This is a genomic window from Streptomyces sp. NPDC096310 (assembly GCF_044763125.1).
Classification (GTDB): domain Bacteria; phylum Actinomycetota; class Actinomycetes; order Streptomycetales; family Streptomycetaceae; genus Streptomyces.
Map to the genome: position 1 here is coordinate 546,963 of NZ_JBIWFO010000001.1, position 16,675 is coordinate 563,637.

At 70.5% G+C, this 16,675-nt stretch carries 15 protein-coding genes; 7 read left to right on the top strand and 8 right to left on the bottom strand.

Features of this window, described 5'->3' with window-relative positions; translation table 11 throughout:
- Positions 1–51: 51 nt before the first annotated feature.
- The 5 genes from ACIQ7D_RS02110 to ACIQ7D_RS02130 all read left to right on the top strand — a co-directional run bounded on the left by ACIQ7D_RS02110 (position 52) and on the right by ACIQ7D_RS02130 (position 6,714).
- Positions 52–2,136: an alpha-galactosidase gene (locus tag ACIQ7D_RS02110; protein WP_403933771.1), complete on the top strand. Its 2,085-nt coding sequence runs from the start codon at positions 52–54 to the stop codon at positions 2,134–2,136.
- Between the two features lie 78 nt (positions 2,137–2,214).
- The gene (locus ACIQ7D_RS02115) at positions 2,215–2,982 is read left to right on the top strand and encodes an SDR family NAD(P)-dependent oxidoreductase (RefSeq protein ID WP_403932502.1); all 768 of its coding nucleotides are present in this window, start codon (positions 2,215–2,217) and stop codon (positions 2,980–2,982) included.
- Positions 2,983–3,362: 380 nt separating this feature from the next.
- Positions 3,363–4,358 carry a LacI family DNA-binding transcriptional regulator gene (locus tag ACIQ7D_RS02120; protein WP_403932505.1) on the top strand — a complete coding sequence of 332 codons (996 nt, stop codon included), beginning with the start codon at positions 3,363–3,365 and terminating at the stop codon, positions 4,356–4,358.
- Positions 4,359–4,660: 302 nt separating this feature from the next.
- The gene (locus ACIQ7D_RS02125; protein ID WP_403932508.1) at positions 4,661–5,116 is read left to right on the top strand and encodes an RpiB/LacA/LacB family sugar-phosphate isomerase; all 456 of its coding nucleotides are present in this window, start codon (positions 4,661–4,663) and stop codon (positions 5,114–5,116) included.
- Between the two features lie 212 nt (positions 5,117–5,328).
- On the top strand, positions 5,329–6,714 hold the full coding sequence (locus tag ACIQ7D_RS02130) for an MFS transporter (protein WP_403932512.1): 1,386 nt from the start codon (positions 5,329–5,331) through the stop codon (positions 6,712–6,714).
- A gap of 36 nt (positions 6,715–6,750) precedes the next feature.
- Here ACIQ7D_RS02130 and ACIQ7D_RS02135 read toward each other — a convergent pair whose 3' ends face one another.
- Both ACIQ7D_RS02135 and ACIQ7D_RS02140 read right to left on the bottom strand, forming a co-directional pair.
- A complete protein-coding gene (locus ACIQ7D_RS02135) occupies positions 6,751–7,221 on the bottom strand; it encodes a hypothetical protein (RefSeq protein WP_403932515.1) in 471 nt (156 codons plus the stop codon).
- Positions 7,215–7,766, bottom strand: a complete 552-nt coding sequence (locus ACIQ7D_RS02140; protein ID WP_403932517.1) for an ATP-binding protein — start codon at positions 7,764–7,766, stop codon at positions 7,215–7,217. The genes ACIQ7D_RS02135 and ACIQ7D_RS02140 overlap by 7 nt, the downstream gene beginning before the upstream one ends.
- Positions 7,767–7,974: 208 nt before the next feature.
- On the opposite strand from ACIQ7D_RS02140, the gene ACIQ7D_RS02145 reads away from it, so the two are divergent.
- Entirely contained in the window at positions 7,975–8,838 is an 864-nt protein-coding gene (locus ACIQ7D_RS02145) for a helix-turn-helix domain-containing protein (protein WP_403932520.1), read from the top strand.
- Entirely contained in the window at positions 8,839–9,075 is a 237-nt protein-coding gene (locus tag ACIQ7D_RS02150; protein ID WP_403932523.1) for a DUF397 domain-containing protein, read from the top strand. It begins immediately after the preceding gene.
- Positions 9,076–9,202: 127 nt separating this feature from the next.
- Here ACIQ7D_RS02150 and mmsB read toward each other — a convergent pair whose 3' ends face one another.
- From mmsB to ACIQ7D_RS02180, 6 genes are all read right to left on the bottom strand, one after another.
- Entirely contained in the window at positions 9,203–10,453 is a 1,251-nt protein-coding gene (gene mmsB, locus ACIQ7D_RS02155) for a multiple monosaccharide ABC transporter permease (RefSeq protein ID WP_403932526.1), read from the bottom strand.
- 5 nt (positions 10,454–10,458) lie between these two features.
- Positions 10,459–11,979 carry a multiple monosaccharide ABC transporter ATP-binding protein gene (gene mmsA, locus ACIQ7D_RS02160; RefSeq protein ID WP_403933773.1) on the bottom strand — a complete coding sequence of 507 codons (1,521 nt, stop codon included), beginning with the start codon at positions 11,977–11,979 and terminating at the stop codon, positions 10,459–10,461.
- Between the two features lie 53 nt (positions 11,980–12,032).
- Positions 12,033–13,139: a multiple monosaccharide ABC transporter substrate-binding protein gene (gene chvE, locus ACIQ7D_RS02165; RefSeq protein WP_403932529.1), complete on the bottom strand. Its 1,107-nt coding sequence runs from the start codon at positions 13,137–13,139 to the stop codon at positions 12,033–12,035.
- A gap of 7 nt (positions 13,140–13,146) precedes the next feature.
- Positions 13,147–14,124, bottom strand: coding sequence for a hypothetical protein (locus ACIQ7D_RS02170; protein WP_403932532.1), 978 nt, complete (start codon positions 14,122–14,124; stop codon positions 13,147–13,149).
- A 169-nt stretch (positions 14,125–14,293) separates the two neighbouring features.
- Positions 14,294–15,355: a zinc-binding dehydrogenase gene (locus ACIQ7D_RS02175; protein WP_403932535.1), complete on the bottom strand. Its 1,062-nt coding sequence runs from the start codon at positions 15,353–15,355 to the stop codon at positions 14,294–14,296.
- Positions 15,352–16,515 (bottom strand): mandelate racemase/muconate lactonizing enzyme family protein, encoded by a 1,164-nt coding sequence (locus tag ACIQ7D_RS02180; protein ID WP_403932538.1) that lies wholly within the window; start codon positions 16,513–16,515, stop codon positions 15,352–15,354. The genes ACIQ7D_RS02175 and ACIQ7D_RS02180 overlap by 4 nt, the downstream gene beginning before the upstream one ends.
- Positions 16,516–16,675 lie beyond the last annotated feature (160 nt).

Below are 16,675 nucleotides of genomic sequence, written 5' to 3' on the forward strand. Positions count from 1 at the left end.
CAGGCCCGGCCCGGCCGGCCCCCGGCCGAGCGGAACACCACCGACCGGTGGATCCTGCGCACCGAGAACACCACCTACGCCGTCGCGCTCGAACCGGAAGGCCAGTGGGCCGAACTGACCGCCTGGGGACCGCACGGCGTGGAGAGCGGCCCCTCGCCGCTCGACTGGTCCCGCCGTACCCACTTCGTCACCCCGGCCGACCTGGCGCCCGCCGAGTACATCCCGTACGGGCTGCGGCCGTTCACCGGCGCCGACCTGCTCGCCCAGCGCCCGGGCGAGGACCGCGGCGTGTGGTGGACCTTCACCGGGGCGGAACCGGACGGGGACCGGGCGCTGCGGCTCGTCTTCACCGACGAGACCCTGGGACTTGAGACCACACTCCACTACGAGAGCGTCCCCGGCACCGATGTGATCCTGCGCTGGGCCGAGCTGGTCTGCACCGGCCCGGACGAACTGCGCCTGGAGCGCTTCGACTCCGCCGCCGTGAACATCCCCGTCACGGCCGGCGCCCGGCTCACGTACCTCACCGGCCAGTGGGCCCAGGAGTTCCAGCGCACCCAGCTCGAACTCACCCGTGGGCGCTTCGAGATGGCCAGTACCCAGGCCGTCCCCGGTCACGCGTACGCGCCCTGGCTCGCCGTCCAGGACGCCGCGCACCCGGACGGGACCACCGGCGTCCCCACCTACGGCGTCGCCCTTCAGTGGCCGGGGAACTGGCACATCACCACCGACGCCGAGCCCGGCGGCGCGGTCCGCGTGCGCGCCGGACGGCTGCCCCACGAGGGCGCGCTGCGGCTCGCCCCCGGCGCCTGCCTCACCACCCCGAGGCTCGCCTGCGCCTTCAGCCCGGACGGACTCGACGGTCTCGCCCGCGTCTGGCACCGCTACGAGCGCGGGCTCACCGGCGAGCGGACGCACCGTCCCCGCAAGGTCCTCTACAACTCGTGGGAGGCCACCGGCTTCGACGTCGACGCCGGCAGCCAGCTCGAACTGGCCCGGATCGCCGCCGACATGGGCGCGGAACTCTTCGTCGTCGACGACGGCTGGTTCCCCGGCCGGGACGACGACACGGGCGGCCTCGGCGACTGGCGCCCCGACCCGGCGTCCTTCCCTGGCGGGTTCGACGCCTTCGTCGGCGAAGTCCGCGCCCTCGGGATGGACTTCGGCCTCTGGGTGGAGCCCGAGTGCGTCAGCCCCCGCTCCGAGCTGTACGCCGCACACCCCGAGTGGGTCTACCGGGTGGACGGCCGCCCCGCCCGCCTCGTCCGCAACCAGCTCCTGCTCGACCTCGGCCGCGAGGACGTCCAGGACTTCGTGCTCGCCACCTTCGACCGGCTCCTCGGCGACCACGAGATCGGCTACCTCAAGTGGGACATGAACCGCCCGCCGACCGAACGCGGCCGGCCCGGGGCCGGCCCCGCCGAACACCTCGACCTCGACGCCGCGCACGTCGCCGGTTATCTGCGCGTCCTCGACCACCTCCGCGCCCGCCACCCGCACGTCACCGTCGAGGGCTGCTCCGCGGGCGGCGGCCGGATCGAGCACGCCACCCTCGCCCGTACGGACGTGGTGTGGCCCAGCGACAACACGGCACCGCTCGACCGGCTCGCCATCCAGTACGGCTATCTGCACGCGCACGCCCCGCACACCATGAGCTCCTGGGTCACCGACTCGCCCGGCATCTTCGACCCGCGCCCCCGCTCACTCGGCTTCCGCTTCGTCAACGCGAGCGCCGGTGTCCTCGGGATCGGCGCGGACATCCGTACCTGGAGCGCGGAGCGGCGCGCCGAGGCCGCGCGCTGGGTCGCCCGCTACAAGGAGATCAGGGAGGTCGTCCACCACGGCGAGGCGCGGCTGCTGAACACCCCCGCCGACGCCACCTGCGGGGTCCAGTACGAGGAGCCCGGCGGCGACCGGATCGTCGTCACCGCCCTCAGTACCGGCCGGCTCGACGGGGCGCCCCTGGTCCCCGGCCGCCCGGCCCGGCTCCGGCTGCGCGGTGTGGACCCGGCGGCCCGGTACACCGACGCCGCCACGGGCGAGACATACGGCGGAGCCCATCTGACCCACTACGGGCTGCCGTTCGCGTGGACTGCGGAGTACGACGCCGAACTCGTCGTGCTGGTACGGCAGTAGGCGGCCGGAGCCCGCGCGCCACGCCGTAACCTCGGGACACCGTCCATGTCCTCGAAGGCCAAGGAGTCGTACCGTCCCATGCGCCCCACGAACGCAACCGCCCGCTTCACCGACCGGGTCGCCGTGGTCACCGGCGCCGCCTCGGGCATCGGCGCCGCCACGGCGGGCCGCCTCGCCGCCGAGGGCGCCTCGGTGGTCCTCGCCGACACCGACGCGGAGCGCGGGGTGCCCGTCGCCGCGCGGATCCGGGAGGAGGGCGGGCGGGCCGCGTTCGTACTGGCCGATGTCGCGGAGGAGGCAGGCTGGGACCACATCGTCACCGCCGCCCACACCTTCGGTCCGGTGGACGTACTGGTCAGCAACGCGTACACCGTGGACGTCACGGCGGCGCACGAGATGACCCTCGCCTCCTGGGAACGGCAGCTCGCGGTCAACCTCACCGGCGGCTTCCTCGGCTTCAGGGCGGTCCTGCCGGATCTGCGCGCCGGGCACGGCGCCGTGGTGCTGACCTCGTCCGTCCACGCGCGCCAGGGCATACCGGGCCACCCAGCCTACGCCGCCTCGAAAGGGGCCCTGCTCTCGCTCTGCGCCCAACTCGCCGTGGAGTACGGGCCGGAGGTACGGGTCAACGCGGTCCTGCCGGGCCCGATCCTCACCGCCGCCTGGAACGCCGTCCCGGAGGAGGAGCGGGCGCGCAGCGCCGCCGGGACCGCGGCGGGCCGCTTCGGCACTCCGGAGGAGGTCGCCGCCGCGATCGCCTTCCTCGCCGCCGGTGAAGCCTCGTACATCACCGGATCGAGCCTGCTCGTGGACGGCGGCTGGAGTGTGGTGAAGGCGTCCGCCTGAGGCACACCGGCCGCACCGCACCGGCCGGCCGGCGGAGACGTCGGCGCGGCCGGGGCGCCGGGTGCTCCGCGGGCAGCTCCCCGAGGGCGCCGACGCTCGATCTCCCCGCGCCTCGGCGGGAGTTGGGAGGAGGTCCGCGCCGTCGTCGGGCCGGCCGCGGCCCGCACGGCGATGACGGAGAGCGCCGACGAACTGCTGGAGCGGATGCCGCCGATCGTCCAGCCGCGTCCCGGCGGACCCGTACGCGGCCGCCCCCCCCGTACGCGGCGGCCCCGTATCTGCGAGGGCCGTTCCCCTCCGCACCTTGCCCATCTCGCGATCGATGTGCGATCTTTGTTCCATCCCGTCAATGGAAACGTTTCCACGAGGAGGTGGGGCGGATGGCCACCATCAAGGACGTCGCGGCACGGGCCGGGGTCGCGCTCGGTACCGCGTCCCGGGTGCTCAGCGGCAGCAGTCAGACCTCGGCCGACTCCCGGTCCCGCGTGCTTGCCGCCGCGGCCGAGCTGGGGTACATCGCCAACGGGCCCGCCCGTTCCCTGCGGCGGGCGCGAACCGACGTGCTGGGGCTGCTCGTCTCGGACATCCGCAACCCGTTCTTCTCCGAGCTGGCCCATGCCGCCGAGCAGGAGGCGCGGCGCCACGGGTACACCGTGCTGCTGGCCAACGCGAACGAGGACGCCGAGCAGGCCGACGCCTACCTTCGGACCTTCGCCGCTCAACGCATCGACGGCCTGCTCTTCTCACCGCAGGGCACCGTCTCACCGCAGCTCGCGGCCACCCTTGCCTCCGGATTGCCACTCGTGTTCCTCAACCGCACGATCGAGGGCGTCGACGCCCCGCTGTACGGCACGGACAACGCTCAGGGCGTACAGCAGGTGCTCACCTGGCTGCGGCAGCGGGGCCACCGCGACGTGGCCTTCATCGGCGGCCCGGACACGATCTCCACCGGCGCAGAGCGTCGCGCCGCCTACCTCGCCGGGCGCCGGGCGCACGGCATCAGTACCGACGACAGGTTGCTCGACGCCGGTGACTTCCTGGCCACCGGCGCGGCGGAGGCCATGTGCCGCATCGTCGATCGCGGTGTCACGTTCACGGCCGTGTTCGGTGCGAACGGTCAGACGACCCTGGGAGCGGTGCGCGCGCTGCGCGAACGGCTCGGCGCGGAGCGGGCCGCCCGCATCGAGGTGGTCTCCTTCGACGACCTCGACTGGTTCGAGTTCGCTTCGCCGCCCATCAGCGCGGTCCGCAACGACGCGTCGTCGATCGGCCGGCTCGGTGTACGAGGGCTCGTCGACCTCCTCGCCGGCCGCGACGCAGCCGGTGAGCGTCTTCCCACCACCTTCACCGACCGGGCGGTGCGGGGCATCCGATGAGCATCGGGACCGCCCTCGGAGCCGCCGACATGGCACGCCCGGCCGGGAATCCTCTCGCCGGTGCCCGCGCTCCTCACGCTCCTCGCGCGGCCCGGCGCGCCGGGGCCGGCGCCCACGGGCACGCCGGCACCGGCGCCACCCCGCACGGCCCCCGGCGAGGCCGTCGACCGCTCTTACGAGATCGCGCGGCGTGTGACCGGCGGTCGCACAGCGCCTCCACCGCCGTCACTACGGAACCAGCACTGCGATGTCCGCTCCCAACCTGGCGGGAGACGGTGCGCCCTCCTTGAAAGGAACAACCGATGAAGGTCGCCCTCGGCGCGGACCACGCCGGATATCCGCTCAAAGACGCGGTCCGCGAGGCCATCGAGGCTCTCGGACACGAGGTGATCGACTGCGGCACTCACAGCCGCGAACCCGTCGATTTCCCCGACATCACCCGCACCACCTGCGAGGTGGTGCTCTCCGGCTCGGCCGACCGGGCCGTACTCGTATGCGGCACAGGCCAGGGCGCGGTCATGGCCGCCAACAAACTGCCGGGCGTCCGCTGCGGCCTCGCCCACGAGCCCTACTCGGCCCACCAGGCCGTCGAGCACGACGACGCCAACGCCATCGCCATCGGGGCCTGGCTGGTCCCGCACGCACTCGTGCCCGACATCATCCGTGAATTCCTCGGCGCGGTCTTCGACGACGACGAGGAGACCCGCCGCCGGGTCGCCAAGCTCAACGCGCTCGACGCCCTGCCCCCGGCCCCCTGACAATCCCTCCCGCACGCCGCGCGCGCACCCGTCGCGCGGGTGAACTCCCGTTCCACCGGCGCCGGATGCCCTGCCCGCGGACGCGTCGGCCGGGCGCCTCCTCACCATGCCCACCAGCACCCATCCCAAGGACTCGGCCCCCTCGTGCGGCCCCCTCCTCCTCACTGCGTAGACGCCGGCGTCTGTCCGGCGACCCACCAAGGAGACTCCCCATGTCCACCAGCGCCACCGCCGGACGGCGAAGCGTGCTCGGCTCCAAGGACCGCGTCAAGACAGCGGTCGCCGCGGCCCTCGGTACCAGCGTCGAGAACTACGACTTCATCGCGTACGGCACCGCCTCCGCGCTCTACTTCGGAGCGGTCTTCTTCCCCGAGAGCGACCGGTTCGTCGGCACACTGCTCTCCTTCGCCACCCTCGCGGTGGGTTTCGTCATGCGCCCGCTCGGAGGCGCTGTCGGCGGCTATTTCGCCGACAAGTTCGGCCGCAAGCCCGTCCTTGTCACGGCGATGATCGTCATGGGGGCCGCCACCTTCCTCATCGGTGTGCTGCCGACGTACGAACAGGCCGGTGTGCTCGCGCCGATCCTGCTCGTGGCCATCCGCATGATCCAGGGCCTCGCGTTCGGTGCCGAATGGGGCGGTGCGATCACCATGGCCTACGAACACGCGCCCTGGCACCGCCGCGGCATGTTCGCCGCGATCCCGCAGTCCGGCAACCCGCTGGGCATCGCCCTGGCCAGCGGTGTGTTCGCGTGGAGTGACACCCTCGACGGCAGCTGGCAGTGGCGAACCCCCTTCCTGCTCAGTGCCGTTCTCGTGATCGTCGCGCTGATCGTTCGCTCCCGTCTCTCCGAATCCCCTGAGTTCCAGGAAGCCCAGGCCACCGGCAAGACCGAGAAGAACCCCCTCCGCGCGACCCTGACCCGCGACTGGCGTGGCATCCTGCGGGTCATCGCCCTGCGCGTCGTGGAATCCTTCGCCTACTACTCCACCGCGACCTACCTGCTCAACTACATCACCGAACGCCACCCCGATCTCAGGCCCGTCGCCCTCAGCGCGATCACCGCCGCGAGCATCCTTGCCATCGCGGTCACCTTCCTCGCCGGCGCACTCACCGACCGCATCGGACGCCGCCCCCTCTACATAGCGGCCTGCACGATGGCGATCCTCTTCGCCTTCCCGATGTATCTGCTCACCAACTCCGCCCGACCCGCCCTCGTCGTCACGGTCTTCATCATCGGTATCGGCGTCATCCACGCCTCGCTCACAGGAACCCAGGGCTCGCTGCTCACCGAGCAGTTCCGCACCGCGACACGCACCTCGGGAGCCTCACTGGGCTACCAGATCGCCGCGGCCATCGGCGGCTTCGCCCCCCTGCTCGCCGCCGCCCTGGTGGGAACCTTCGGCTGGCCGGGCGCCGCACTGCTCTACCTCGGCGCGGCCCTGATCGGCCTCACCGGCATCCTGGTGACGAAGGAGACCTGGGGCCGTCACGAGCGGGAGCGCGTGCTCCGCCTCGTCGCCGAGGAAAAACACGCCCAAGCGGTGTCGGAGACACCGGCCGGTGCCGAGCTGCCGTCCTCGCCCGGATCGCGCTGAACCCACGCGAGCCCAGCGAGGTCCGGACGAGAGGCCCTAGCCGCGCTGCCGTGCCGGCCGCTGCGCAGGCACCGTACCCGTACCCATCCCTGTCCCCGCACCTGTGCCCGTACCGCCGTCCGCCCACGCGGGCGCCGTTCCGGTGAGCTGGCAGACCATCAGGTAGAAGGGGATGGGCGGGGTGTACGGGGTGGGCGCCTGCGGCCAGTGGATCAGTTTGGGGTGGACGGCGGGCACCGTCGTACCGCTGATGTAGCGCGCCGGGGACGGCCAGGTCAGATCGAGGTCGGAGCCCGCCGGGACGATCCACCACCACCAGTCGGTGTCCGCGAAGACACAGCCCGTCCGCGGCAGCCGGGCCATCAGCCGGAAGCCGTGTTCCGCGGGCACGCCCACCGCGTCGCACCCCAGGGAGGCCGGCAGCGTGGCCGGCAGGGGCAGTGCGGTCCCGCGCGGCGTGGTGTCACGCAGGCCGCGGGCCAGCCGCTGGAGCGCGGTCCTCAGCACGGCGGCTCCGTTCCGCGCGGTGCCTCCGTCGTCCGCGCAGGCCGGGCGCCGCGCGGCAGCGGCCGGCCGGCCCCGGGCGCCGCCGTGCCGGCGTGCGGCAGTTCGGCCCAGACGACACGCCCGGGACCGTAACCCGATGTGTCGTGGGCTCCCCAGCCGCTGCACATCGAGTCGACGAGGAAAAGCCCCCGGCCGCCCTCGCCCTCCGCCTCACCCTCGGCCGCGTGGTGGAGCTGGGGTCCGGTGGGGCCGTAACCCTGGTCCTCCACCGCTATCCGCAGGCGTCCCTCGCCGTCGCGTATCTCGCAGATGACGCGGTTGCCCGCGGCGTGCACGATCGCGTTCGTCACCAGCTCGGACACGACGAGGACCGCGGTGTCGCGGGTCTCCTCGTCCAGGTCCCAGAGGGCGAGGCGGGCCCGTATGAGCTCTCTGGCGCGTCCCACGGACTCCGCGTGGGCCGGCAGTTGAAACCCGTAGCGGCGGACTGCGTTGCCAGGGCACAGGGCGATGAGCTGGGGGGTGAGCGCGTTACCAGGTGCCACGACCGATTCCTAACGGTGGGGGAGCAGCGGATGCGTGCAAGACCTCTCCCATGGCAGAGCGCGACAACCGCGTGAACTGGTTCACCGGTCTACTGTCCACCCGCCGAGGACACTTGGCAAGTAGCACTCTGAAAAATTCAGAGTGCCATGTTCTTCGTCGGGGCGGCATGGCAGACTGCTGGTAACCGTGCGTGGGAAGGACCCAAAAGTGAGTGAACCGCGGTCCGCCCCGACCGTGGGCCAGGTCGTACTCGGCAGACGCCTCCAGGATCTGCGCGAGCGCCGCGGCCTGAGACGCGAGGAGGCCGCCAAGCTCCTGCGGGTGGCCCCGGCCACGATCCGCCGGATGGAGACGGCCGAGGTCGCGCTCAAGATCCCTTACGTACAGTTACTGCTCAGGGCGTACGGCGTACCCGAGGAGGAGGCGGAGGCCTTCGTCGAACTGACGGAGGAGGCGAACAAGCCCGGCTGGTGGCAGCGGTTCCACGACATCCTGCCGGACTGGTTCAGCATGTACGTCTCCCTGGAGGGCGCCGCGTCCCTCCTGCGGGCGTACGAACCCCATTTCGTTCCCGGGCTGCTCCAGACCGAGGAGTACGCGCGGGCCGTCATGCACGCGGGAGCGGTGGGACAGGCTCAGCCGGAGGAGATCGAGCGGCATGTGGCGCTCCGCATGGAACGCCAGGCGCTCCTGACCCGTGACGACGCGCCCAGATTCTGGGTGATCATGGACGAGACCGTGCTGCGCCGCCCCGTCGGGGAGGATCCGCGGATCATGCGGGAACAGATCGACAGGCTGCTGGAAGCCTCCGAGATGACCAATGTGACCCTGCAGATCGCGGAATTCTCCAGCGGACACCACCCGGGTACCTACGGGCCGTTCGTTCTTTTCCGTTTTGCCGTGCCGGAGCTGCCTGACATGGTCTACAGCGAGTACCTGACCGGTGCCGTCTACCTTGACGCACGTCCCGAAGTGGCCACCCACCTTGAGGTCATGGACCGGATGGCGGCCCAGGCCGCAACTGCACAACGCACGAAGGAGATCCTCAAGGATGTCCGCAAGGAGCTGTGAATGGACCCCATATACAACGGCATGCCCGCGGCCGACCTCGGCAGCGAAGGCTGGTACAAGCCGTGGAGTGGCGGCAACGGCGGCAACTGTGTCGAGGCCATGAAGCTGGCCGACGGCAGGGTCGCCATGCGCCAGTCCGCCGATCCGGGCGGGCCGGCGCTGATCTACACCACGAGTGAGATCGCCGCCTTCATCCAGGGCGCCAAGTCGGGACAGGCGGACTTCCTGCTCACGTGATCCGCCGCCGTTGCGGGAAGGACGGCGGCGGCACCCAAGCTGTCACTGAATCACGGGGAGCGCGGCGTCGCAGCACTTTCAGGTGCGCTGCGGCGCCGCGCTGTGTCACCGGGGCGGGGTCACCGGGTCAGGCACCCACCCGGCGCTTGTTCCAGACGTCGAAGCCCACCGCGGCGAGCAGCACGAGGCCCTTGATCACCTGCTGGTAGTCGGTGCCGATACCGACCAGCGACATCCCGTTGTTCAGGACGCCCAGCACCAGACCGCCGATGATCGCGCCGAACACCGTGCCGACCCCGCCGGTCATCGACGCGCCGCCGATGAACGCGGCGGCGATGGCCTCCAGTTCGAAGTTGATACCGGCCTGCGGCACCCCCGCGTTGAGCCGCGCCGCGTAGACGACGCCCGCGAGCGCCGCCAGGACACCCATGTTGACGAAGACCAGGAAGGTGACCCGCTTGTCCTTGACGCCGGACAGCTTCGCCGCCGCCTGGTTGCCGCCCAGCGCGTACACATGGCGGCCGACGACGGCGTTGCGCATGACGTAGCCGAAGCCGATCAGCAGCGCTGCCAGCAGCAGCAGGACGACCGGCACACCCCGGTAGCTGGCCAGGGTCATCGTGAAGGCCAGCACCGCCGCCGCCAGCGCCACCAGCTTGACGACGAACAGGTTGAAGGGCAGGACGTCCAGGTCGAACGCCTGCTGCCGGCGCCGGTCCCGGAACTCCTGGAAGAACGCGAACGCCAGCAGCGCCAGCCCCAGCAGCAGCGTCAGGTTGTGGTAGTTGGTGGACGGACCGACCTCGGGCAGATAGCCGGTCGAGATCTTCTGGAAGCCCTCCGGGAACGGGCCGAGCGAGCGCGACCCCAGGAAGATCTGCGTACCGCCGCGGAAGATCAGCATCCCGGCGAGGGTGACGATGAACGATGGAATGCCGACGTACGCGATCCAGAACCCCTGCCAGGCCCCGGCGATCGCGCCGATCAGCAGCCCCAGGATCAGTGCGGGCACCCAGGGCATGTCGTGTTCGACCATCATCACCGCGCAGGCCGCGGAGACGAACGCGGCCAGCGAGCCGACCGACAGGTCGATATGGCCCGCGACGATCACGATCATCATGCCGATGGCCAGGACCAGGATGTAACTGTTCTGGAGAACCAGGTTGGTGACGTTGTTCGGTTTGAGGAGGACCCCGTCCGTCCATATCTGGAACAGGACGACAATCAGGCCGAGCGCGACGAGCATGCCGTACTGGCGCATGTTGCGGCGCGCGGCCTCCATGAGCAGCGCCCCCGTCGCGGAGCGCCCGGACGGAGGCGCCGGCGGCGCGTCCTTCGGCGTGTCGCCCTTCGGCGTGTCGGTGGTGACCGGACCCATGTCGACTACCTCGTGTTCTTGGTCATGTGGCGCATCAGTACTTCCTGGGTCGCTTCCGCCCGCGGGATCTCACCGGTGAGCCGGCCGGCCGCCATCGTGTAGATGCGGTCGCACATGCCGAGCAGCTCGGGGAGTTCCGAGGAGATGAAGACGACGGCCTTGCCCTCCGCGGCGAGCTGGTCGATGACGGTGTAGATCTCGTACTTCGCACCGACGTCGATCCCGCGGGTGGGCTCGTCGAGAATCAGCACATCGGGACCCGCGAAGATCCATTTGCTGAGCACGACCTTCTGCTGGTTGCCGCCGGAGAGCCGCCCGACCTGCTCGAACACCGTCGGCGTCTTGATGTTCATGCTCTTGCGGTACGACTCGGCGACCCGGCTCTCCTCGTGCTCGTCGACGATCCCGCGCCGGGCCACCTTGGAGAGCGCTCCCAGGGTGATGTTGCGGCCGATGGTGTCGATGAGGTTGAGCCCGTACTGCTTGCGGTCCTCGGTGACGTACGCGATCCCGTGCGCCACCGCCTCCGGCACCGTCCTCGTCCGGATCTCCGCGCCGTCCTTGAGAACCGTCCCGCTGATGTTGCGGCCGTAACTGCGGCCGAACACACTCATCGCCAGCTCGGTGCGTCCGGCGCCCATCAGCCCCGCGATACCGACGATCTCGCCCCTGCGGACCTCGACGGAGACCCCGTCCACGACCTTGCGCTGCTGGTCGATGGGGTGGTGCACGGTCCAGTCCCGGACCTCCAGGGCGGGCCGCGCCCCCGGATCGCCCGCGTACGGGGTGCGTTCGGGGAAGCGGTGGTCGAGATCGCGGCCGACCATGCCCCGGATGATCCGGTCCTCGGTGGTCGACTCCGCGCTCACGTCCAGCGTCTCGATCGTCCGGCCGTCCCGCAGGATGGTGACCGAGTCCGCCACCTCGGCGATCTCGTTCAGCTTGTGCGAGATGATGATCGAGGTGATGCCCTGGCCCTTCAACTCCTTGATGAGCCGCAGGAGCTGGGCGCTGTCACTGTCGTTGAGCGCGGCCGTCGGCTCGTCCAGGATCAGCAGCTTGACCCGCTTGGCGAGCGCCTTGGCGATCTCCACGAGCTGCTGCTTGCCCACCCCGATGTCGGCGACACGGGTCTGCGGGTGCTCGTTCAGACCCACCCGCTTGAGCAGCTCGGCGGCGTGCTTGAGCGTGTCGTTCCAACTGATGAAGCCCCGGGTGGCGTGCTCGTTGCCGAGGAAGATGTTCTCGGCGATCGACAGATAGGGGATCAGGGCGAGTTCCTGATGGATGATCACGATGCCCTGGGACTCGCTGGCCTTGATGTCCTTGAAGGCGCACGCGGCGCCCTCGAACAGGATCTCACCCTCGTAACTCCCGTGCGGGTGAACCCCGCTGAGGACCTTCATGAGAGTCGACTTGCCCGCACCGTTCTCACCGCAGATGGCGTGCACCTCGCCCGGGGCGACGGTCAGGGTGACGTCCGAGAGCGCCTTGACCCCGGGGAAGGTCTTGACGATGGAACGCATCTCCAGGACGGGGGCCGCCGCACCGGCGGCCCCCGCCGTACCGACTGGAAGGGTCACTTCAGGTCCTCAGCCTTGAGGTAGCCGGAGTCCACCAGTTCCTTCTGGTAGTTGGACTTGTCGACGCCGACCGGCTCCAGCAGATATGCCGGGACGACCTTGGCCTTGTTGTTGTACGACGTCTCGTCGTTGACCTCGACCTTCTTGTCGTTCAGCATCGCGTCCGTCATCTGGGCGGCCGTCTTGGCCAGCAGCCGGATGTCCTTGTAGACGGTCATGGTCTGCTGGCCGGCGATGATCGACTTCACCGAGGCGACCTCGGCGTCCTGCCCGGTGACCAGCGGATAGGGCTTCGCCTTCGTCCCGTAGCCGTCGGACCTGAGCGACGACAGGATGCCGATGGAGATCCCGTCGTACGGCGAGAGGACCGCGTCCACGTTGTCCGAGCCGTACGCCCTGGTGAGCAGGTCGTCCATCCGCCGCTGGGCCGTGCCGCCGTCCCAGCGCAGGGTGGTGACCTGGTTCAGCTTGGTCTGTCCGCTGCGCACGACGAGCTGCTTGTCGTCGAGGAACGGCTTGAGGGTCTTCATCGCGCCGTTGAAGAAGTACTGGGTGTTGTTGTCGTCGGGCGAACCGGCGAAGAGCTCGATGTTGAACGGGCCCTCCTTGCCGCCCTCCTTCAGGCCCAGCTTCTCGATCAGGTAGGTGGCCTGGAGGACACCGACCTTCTCGTTGTCGAACGACGCGTAGTAGTCGACGTTCTTCGTGCCGAGGATCAGCCGGTCGTATGAGATGACCTTGATCTTCTGGTCGGCTGCCTGCTTGAGCACATCGCTCAGGGCGCTGCCGTCGATGGCCGCGACGATCAGGACGTCCACGCCCTTGGTGATCATGTTCTCGATCTGTGCCACCTGCTGGGCAACATTGTCCTCGCCGTACTGGAGGTCGGTCTTGTAGCCGAGCTTCTTCAGTTCGGTGACGACGTTGTTGCCGTCCGCGATCCAGCGCTCGGACGACTTGGTCGGCATCGCGATGCCGACGGTGGAGCCCTTGCCACCCTTGGTGTCGTCCTTGCTGCCGCCCTCGCTGCTCTGCCCGCAGGCGGCGAGTGAGAGCACCAGGGAGAGCGAGGTGACGGCGAGTGCGGCTCGGCGAGTTCGCATGGGTACATCAGTCCTTGTCGTCGGTCAGCGGAAAGCGGTTGAGCGGGCCCGGCAGCCGGGAGCCGAGCGGCGACATGCCGCCGTCGGCGCCGTGGCGGCCGAGCAGATCGAGGACGAGCCTGCCGCGCCGTACCCGTTCCCGGGCGGTGCTGAGGGCGGTCTCGCGGAGTTGGGCGCCGAAGGGGTAGATCCCCGGGGACTTCGACAGGCCGAACTTGAGGTAGAGCGGGGCGCCGCGCCGGATCAGCTCCGCCGCCTCGTACATCCGGACGTAGCCGCCGAGGTCGTCGGGGGCCTCGATGTAGAGGTCCATGGGGGCCCGGCTGACCCGGCGGATCTCGGTGAAGTGCGCGAGCGTGAGGTCCGAGGGGATGTTGACGGAGTCGGCGCCGAGGCGCTCGAAGACCGCGTACGACGCCGGGTTGACCGGCCCGATCAGCGCCGACACCTTGAACGTGGTGTCCTCGGGCAGCACACCCCGCTCGCGGAGCCCGTGCAGGGTCCACAGCACGCCCTCGTCGGCGACGAGCAGGCACTTCACCCCGAGAGAGGAGGCGCGCAGCGCGTCCTCGACACTGCCGGCCAGCGCGTCGTGACCCCGGGCGCGCAGTCCCGCGCCGCCGGAGTCGGTACGGGTGGAGCCGCCGATGTCCCAGGTGCCGCGCGGCCCGGTGAACAGGCACAGCTCGATGTTCCGGGACGCGCAGGCGTCGACCATCTCGGTGATCTCGGCGTCGGTGAGCATCCACACGCCGCTGCCCTGGCTGATGCGGTGGATGGGCACATCGAGCCGGTCGGACTCCTTGAAGACCTCGGCCAGGCACTCCGGGCCCTCGACGGAGGGGATCTCGGTCCGCCACAGCCCCCCGTCGGGGAAGGCGTGCGGGGAGGCGTCCGCGGGGCTGAGGGCGGGAGCGGCCAGGCCGAGCGTGGCGAGCGCCTGCTCGCCGGGCCGGCGGGGGGCGGGGGCTGATGCGTCGGTCACGGACGAGTCCTTCGGTTCGGTCCTACGCGTCGGTCGTACGCGTCGGGCGTGTCGCGGAGTGCGCGCTGGTGCGAGGAGCGTGGTGGTGAGGTGCGTGGTGGTGAGGTGCGTGGTGGTACGGGGGCCGCGGTGGCGCGGCGGTGTCCCACGGGTGGTGCCGAACACGGGGTCATGGCCGCAGCAGCACCTTCCCGGTTCCCGGATCGCCCCCGCCGACCAGCGCCACGGCCTCGCCGAACCGCTCCAGCGGGAACTCATGGGTGATCAGCGGCGCCGGGTCGAGCACCCCGGCGGTGAAGGCACGTACGGCGAAGGCCCAGGCGGACGACGGCGCCCCGAAGACGCCGTGCACGCTGAGTTGACCGAGCGTCAGCAGCGCCGGGTCGATGCCGGTGGCCCCGGGCGCGAACATCCCGGTGAGCGCCACCCGGCCGCCGCGCCGCGCCAGCAGACAGGCCGCGGCGGCGGTGCCCGGCGCCCCGGCGGTCTCCACGACGAGGTCGTAGCGCCCGTGCGCCTCCTTGGCCTCCTCCGGGGTTCCGGCGTCCGTCGCCCCGAACCGCCGGGCGAAGGCGCCGCGTTCGGCCCGGGGGTCGATGACGGTCAGCTCGGCGGGGGAGGTGGCGGCCAGCAGTTGGACGGCGAGCAACCCCAGTGTGCCCGCCCCGACCACGGCGATCCGCTCGCCCGGTTCGGGACGGCAGGTCCGCACCGCGGCGGCCACCACCGCGGCAGGCTCCAGCAGGGCGGCGGCCCGCAGGTTGGCATCGTTGTCAAGCAGGTGCAGCAGACGTGCGGGAACGACGACATGGTCGGCGAACGCGCCCGGCACGGTGAAGCCCGTCTCCTCGTACCCGCCGCCGCACAGCGAGGTCTCGCCGCCGCGGCAGCGGGCACAGGTCCCACAGGCCCGGAACCCCTCGGCGACGGTCCCGCGGCCGGTCAACTCCGGTGCCACGCCGGGGCCGACCGCCTCGACGGTCCCCGACCACTCGTGCCCCGGCGTCACCGGGTAGCGCACATAGCCCGGGTCGCGGTGGCCGTCGTACACCTCGCGGTCGCTCATGCAGATACCGGCCGCCGCGACGCGTACCCGTACCTCGCCCGGGCCGGGCACGGGGACCGGCCCGGTCACCAGACGGTGGACTCCGGGCCGGTCGACGACGACCGATCTGCCGGTCGCCGCCGGTCCGGCGGGCGTTGCTCGGCCCGCCGGGGACCGGTCGCTCATCGGGGCTCCTTCGGGTCGCGCTTCTCCCAGCCCTCGGCCCACAGGTCGAACCGCGCCTGCTGCTGCGGGAATTCGGCCGCGGCCTCGACGTCGAACTCTACGCCCAGACCCGGTGCGTGCGAGATCTCGAAGCAGCCCGTCTCCGGGTCGACCTGCGGAGCGCCCTTGACGACCTTCTTGATCTCCGCGTCGGCGAAGTCGTTGAAGTGCTCAAGGATCTTGAAGTTCGGTGTGCAGGCCGCGACTTGGAGGCTCGCGGCGGTCAGCACCGAGCCGCCGACATTGTGCGGCGCGACCAGCGTGTAGTGCGTCTCCGCGGTCGCCGCCAGCTTCCGCGTCTCCAGGATGCCGCCGATGTGGCCGACGTCCGGCTGGATGATGTCGGCGGCCTGCGACTCGAAGAGTTCGCGGAACTCGATCCGGTCGTGGATGCGTTCACCGGTCGCGATCGGCAGGTCGACCTTGTCGGCGACCTTGCTCAGCGCCTTCAGGTTCTCCGGCGGCACCGGCTCCTCCAGCCAGGCCGGGGCGTACGGCGCCAGTTCGCGCGCCAGGCGGACGGCGGTCGAGGGGCTGAACCGGCCGTGCATCTCCAGCATCAGCTCGGACTCGGGCCCGATCGCGTCCCGTACGGCCTCGATCAGCGCGACCGCCTCGTTGCTCGCCGCCCGGTCCAGCTCGAAGTGGCCGGTGCCGAACGGGTCGATCTTCAGGGCCCGGTAGCCGCGCGCGATCACGGCCTGGGCCGCCTTGTGGTAGGCGTCCGGGGTGCGTTCGGTGGTGTACCAGCCGTTGGCGTACGCCTTGACCCGGTCGGTGACCTTCCCGCCGAGGAGCTGCCACACCGGTACGCCCAGCGCCTTGCCCTTGATGTCCCAGCAGGCCATCTCGACGACCGCGATGCCCGACATCACGATCTCACCGGCGCGCCCGTAGTCGCCGTACTTCATCCGGCGTACGAGGTCCTCTACCGCGAAGGGATCCGATCCGCGAAGATGATTGGTCTCGGCCTCCCGCAGATAGCCGATGAGTGCGTCCGTCCTGCCGAGCATCCTCGTCTCACCGACGCCGGTGAGGCCTTCGTCGGTATGGACGAGGACGTAGGTGAGGTTACGCCAGGGCGTACCGACGACATGTGTGCTGATTCCCGTGATGCGCAAGACAGGTCCCCAGGGTGTGTTCGGTATTTCGTCACACGTTCGAAATCGTGGCGTGACGGTATTCAGACGCTCCGAGGGGTGTCAATGGGTAGCGCGGCGGTTAGCCTGTGTTCGTCATTCCGGCCGATGGCCGAAGTACCGAACGAGACGGGTGGGTGGT

What these genes read in the sequence shown, in the direction of transcription:
- ACIQ7D_RS02115 (WP_403932502.1), top strand. Translation starts at nt 2,215, where the DNA reads ATGCGCCCCACGAACGCAACCGCCCGCTTCACCGACCGGGTCGCCGTG.
- ACIQ7D_RS02120 (WP_403932505.1), top strand. Translation starts at nt 3,363, where the DNA reads ATGGCCACCATCAAGGACGTCGCGGCACGGGCCGGGGTCGCGCTCGGT.
- ACIQ7D_RS02125 (WP_403932508.1), top strand. Translation starts at nt 4,661, where the DNA reads ATGAAGGTCGCCCTCGGCGCGGACCACGCCGGATATCCGCTCAAAGAC.
- ACIQ7D_RS02130 (WP_403932512.1), top strand. Translation starts at nt 5,329, where the DNA reads ATGTCCACCAGCGCCACCGCCGGACGGCGAAGCGTGCTCGGCTCCAAG.
- ACIQ7D_RS02150 (WP_403932523.1), top strand. Translation starts at nt 8,839, where the DNA reads ATGGACCCCATATACAACGGCATGCCCGCGGCCGACCTCGGCAGCGAA.
- mmsB (WP_403932526.1), bottom strand. Translation starts at nt 10,453, where the DNA reads ATGGGTCCGGTCACCACCGACACGCCGAAGGGCGACACGCCGAAGGAC.
- mmsA (WP_403933773.1), bottom strand. Translation starts at nt 11,979, where the DNA reads ATGCGTTCCATCGTCAAGACCTTCCCCGGGGTCAAGGCGCTCTCGGAC.
- chvE (WP_403932529.1), bottom strand. Translation starts at nt 13,139, where the DNA reads ATGCGAACTCGCCGAGCCGCACTCGCCGTCACCTCGCTCTCCCTGGTG.
- ACIQ7D_RS02175 (WP_403932535.1), bottom strand. Translation starts at nt 15,355, where the DNA reads ATGAGCGACCGGTCCCCGGCGGGCCGAGCAACGCCCGCCGGACCGGCG.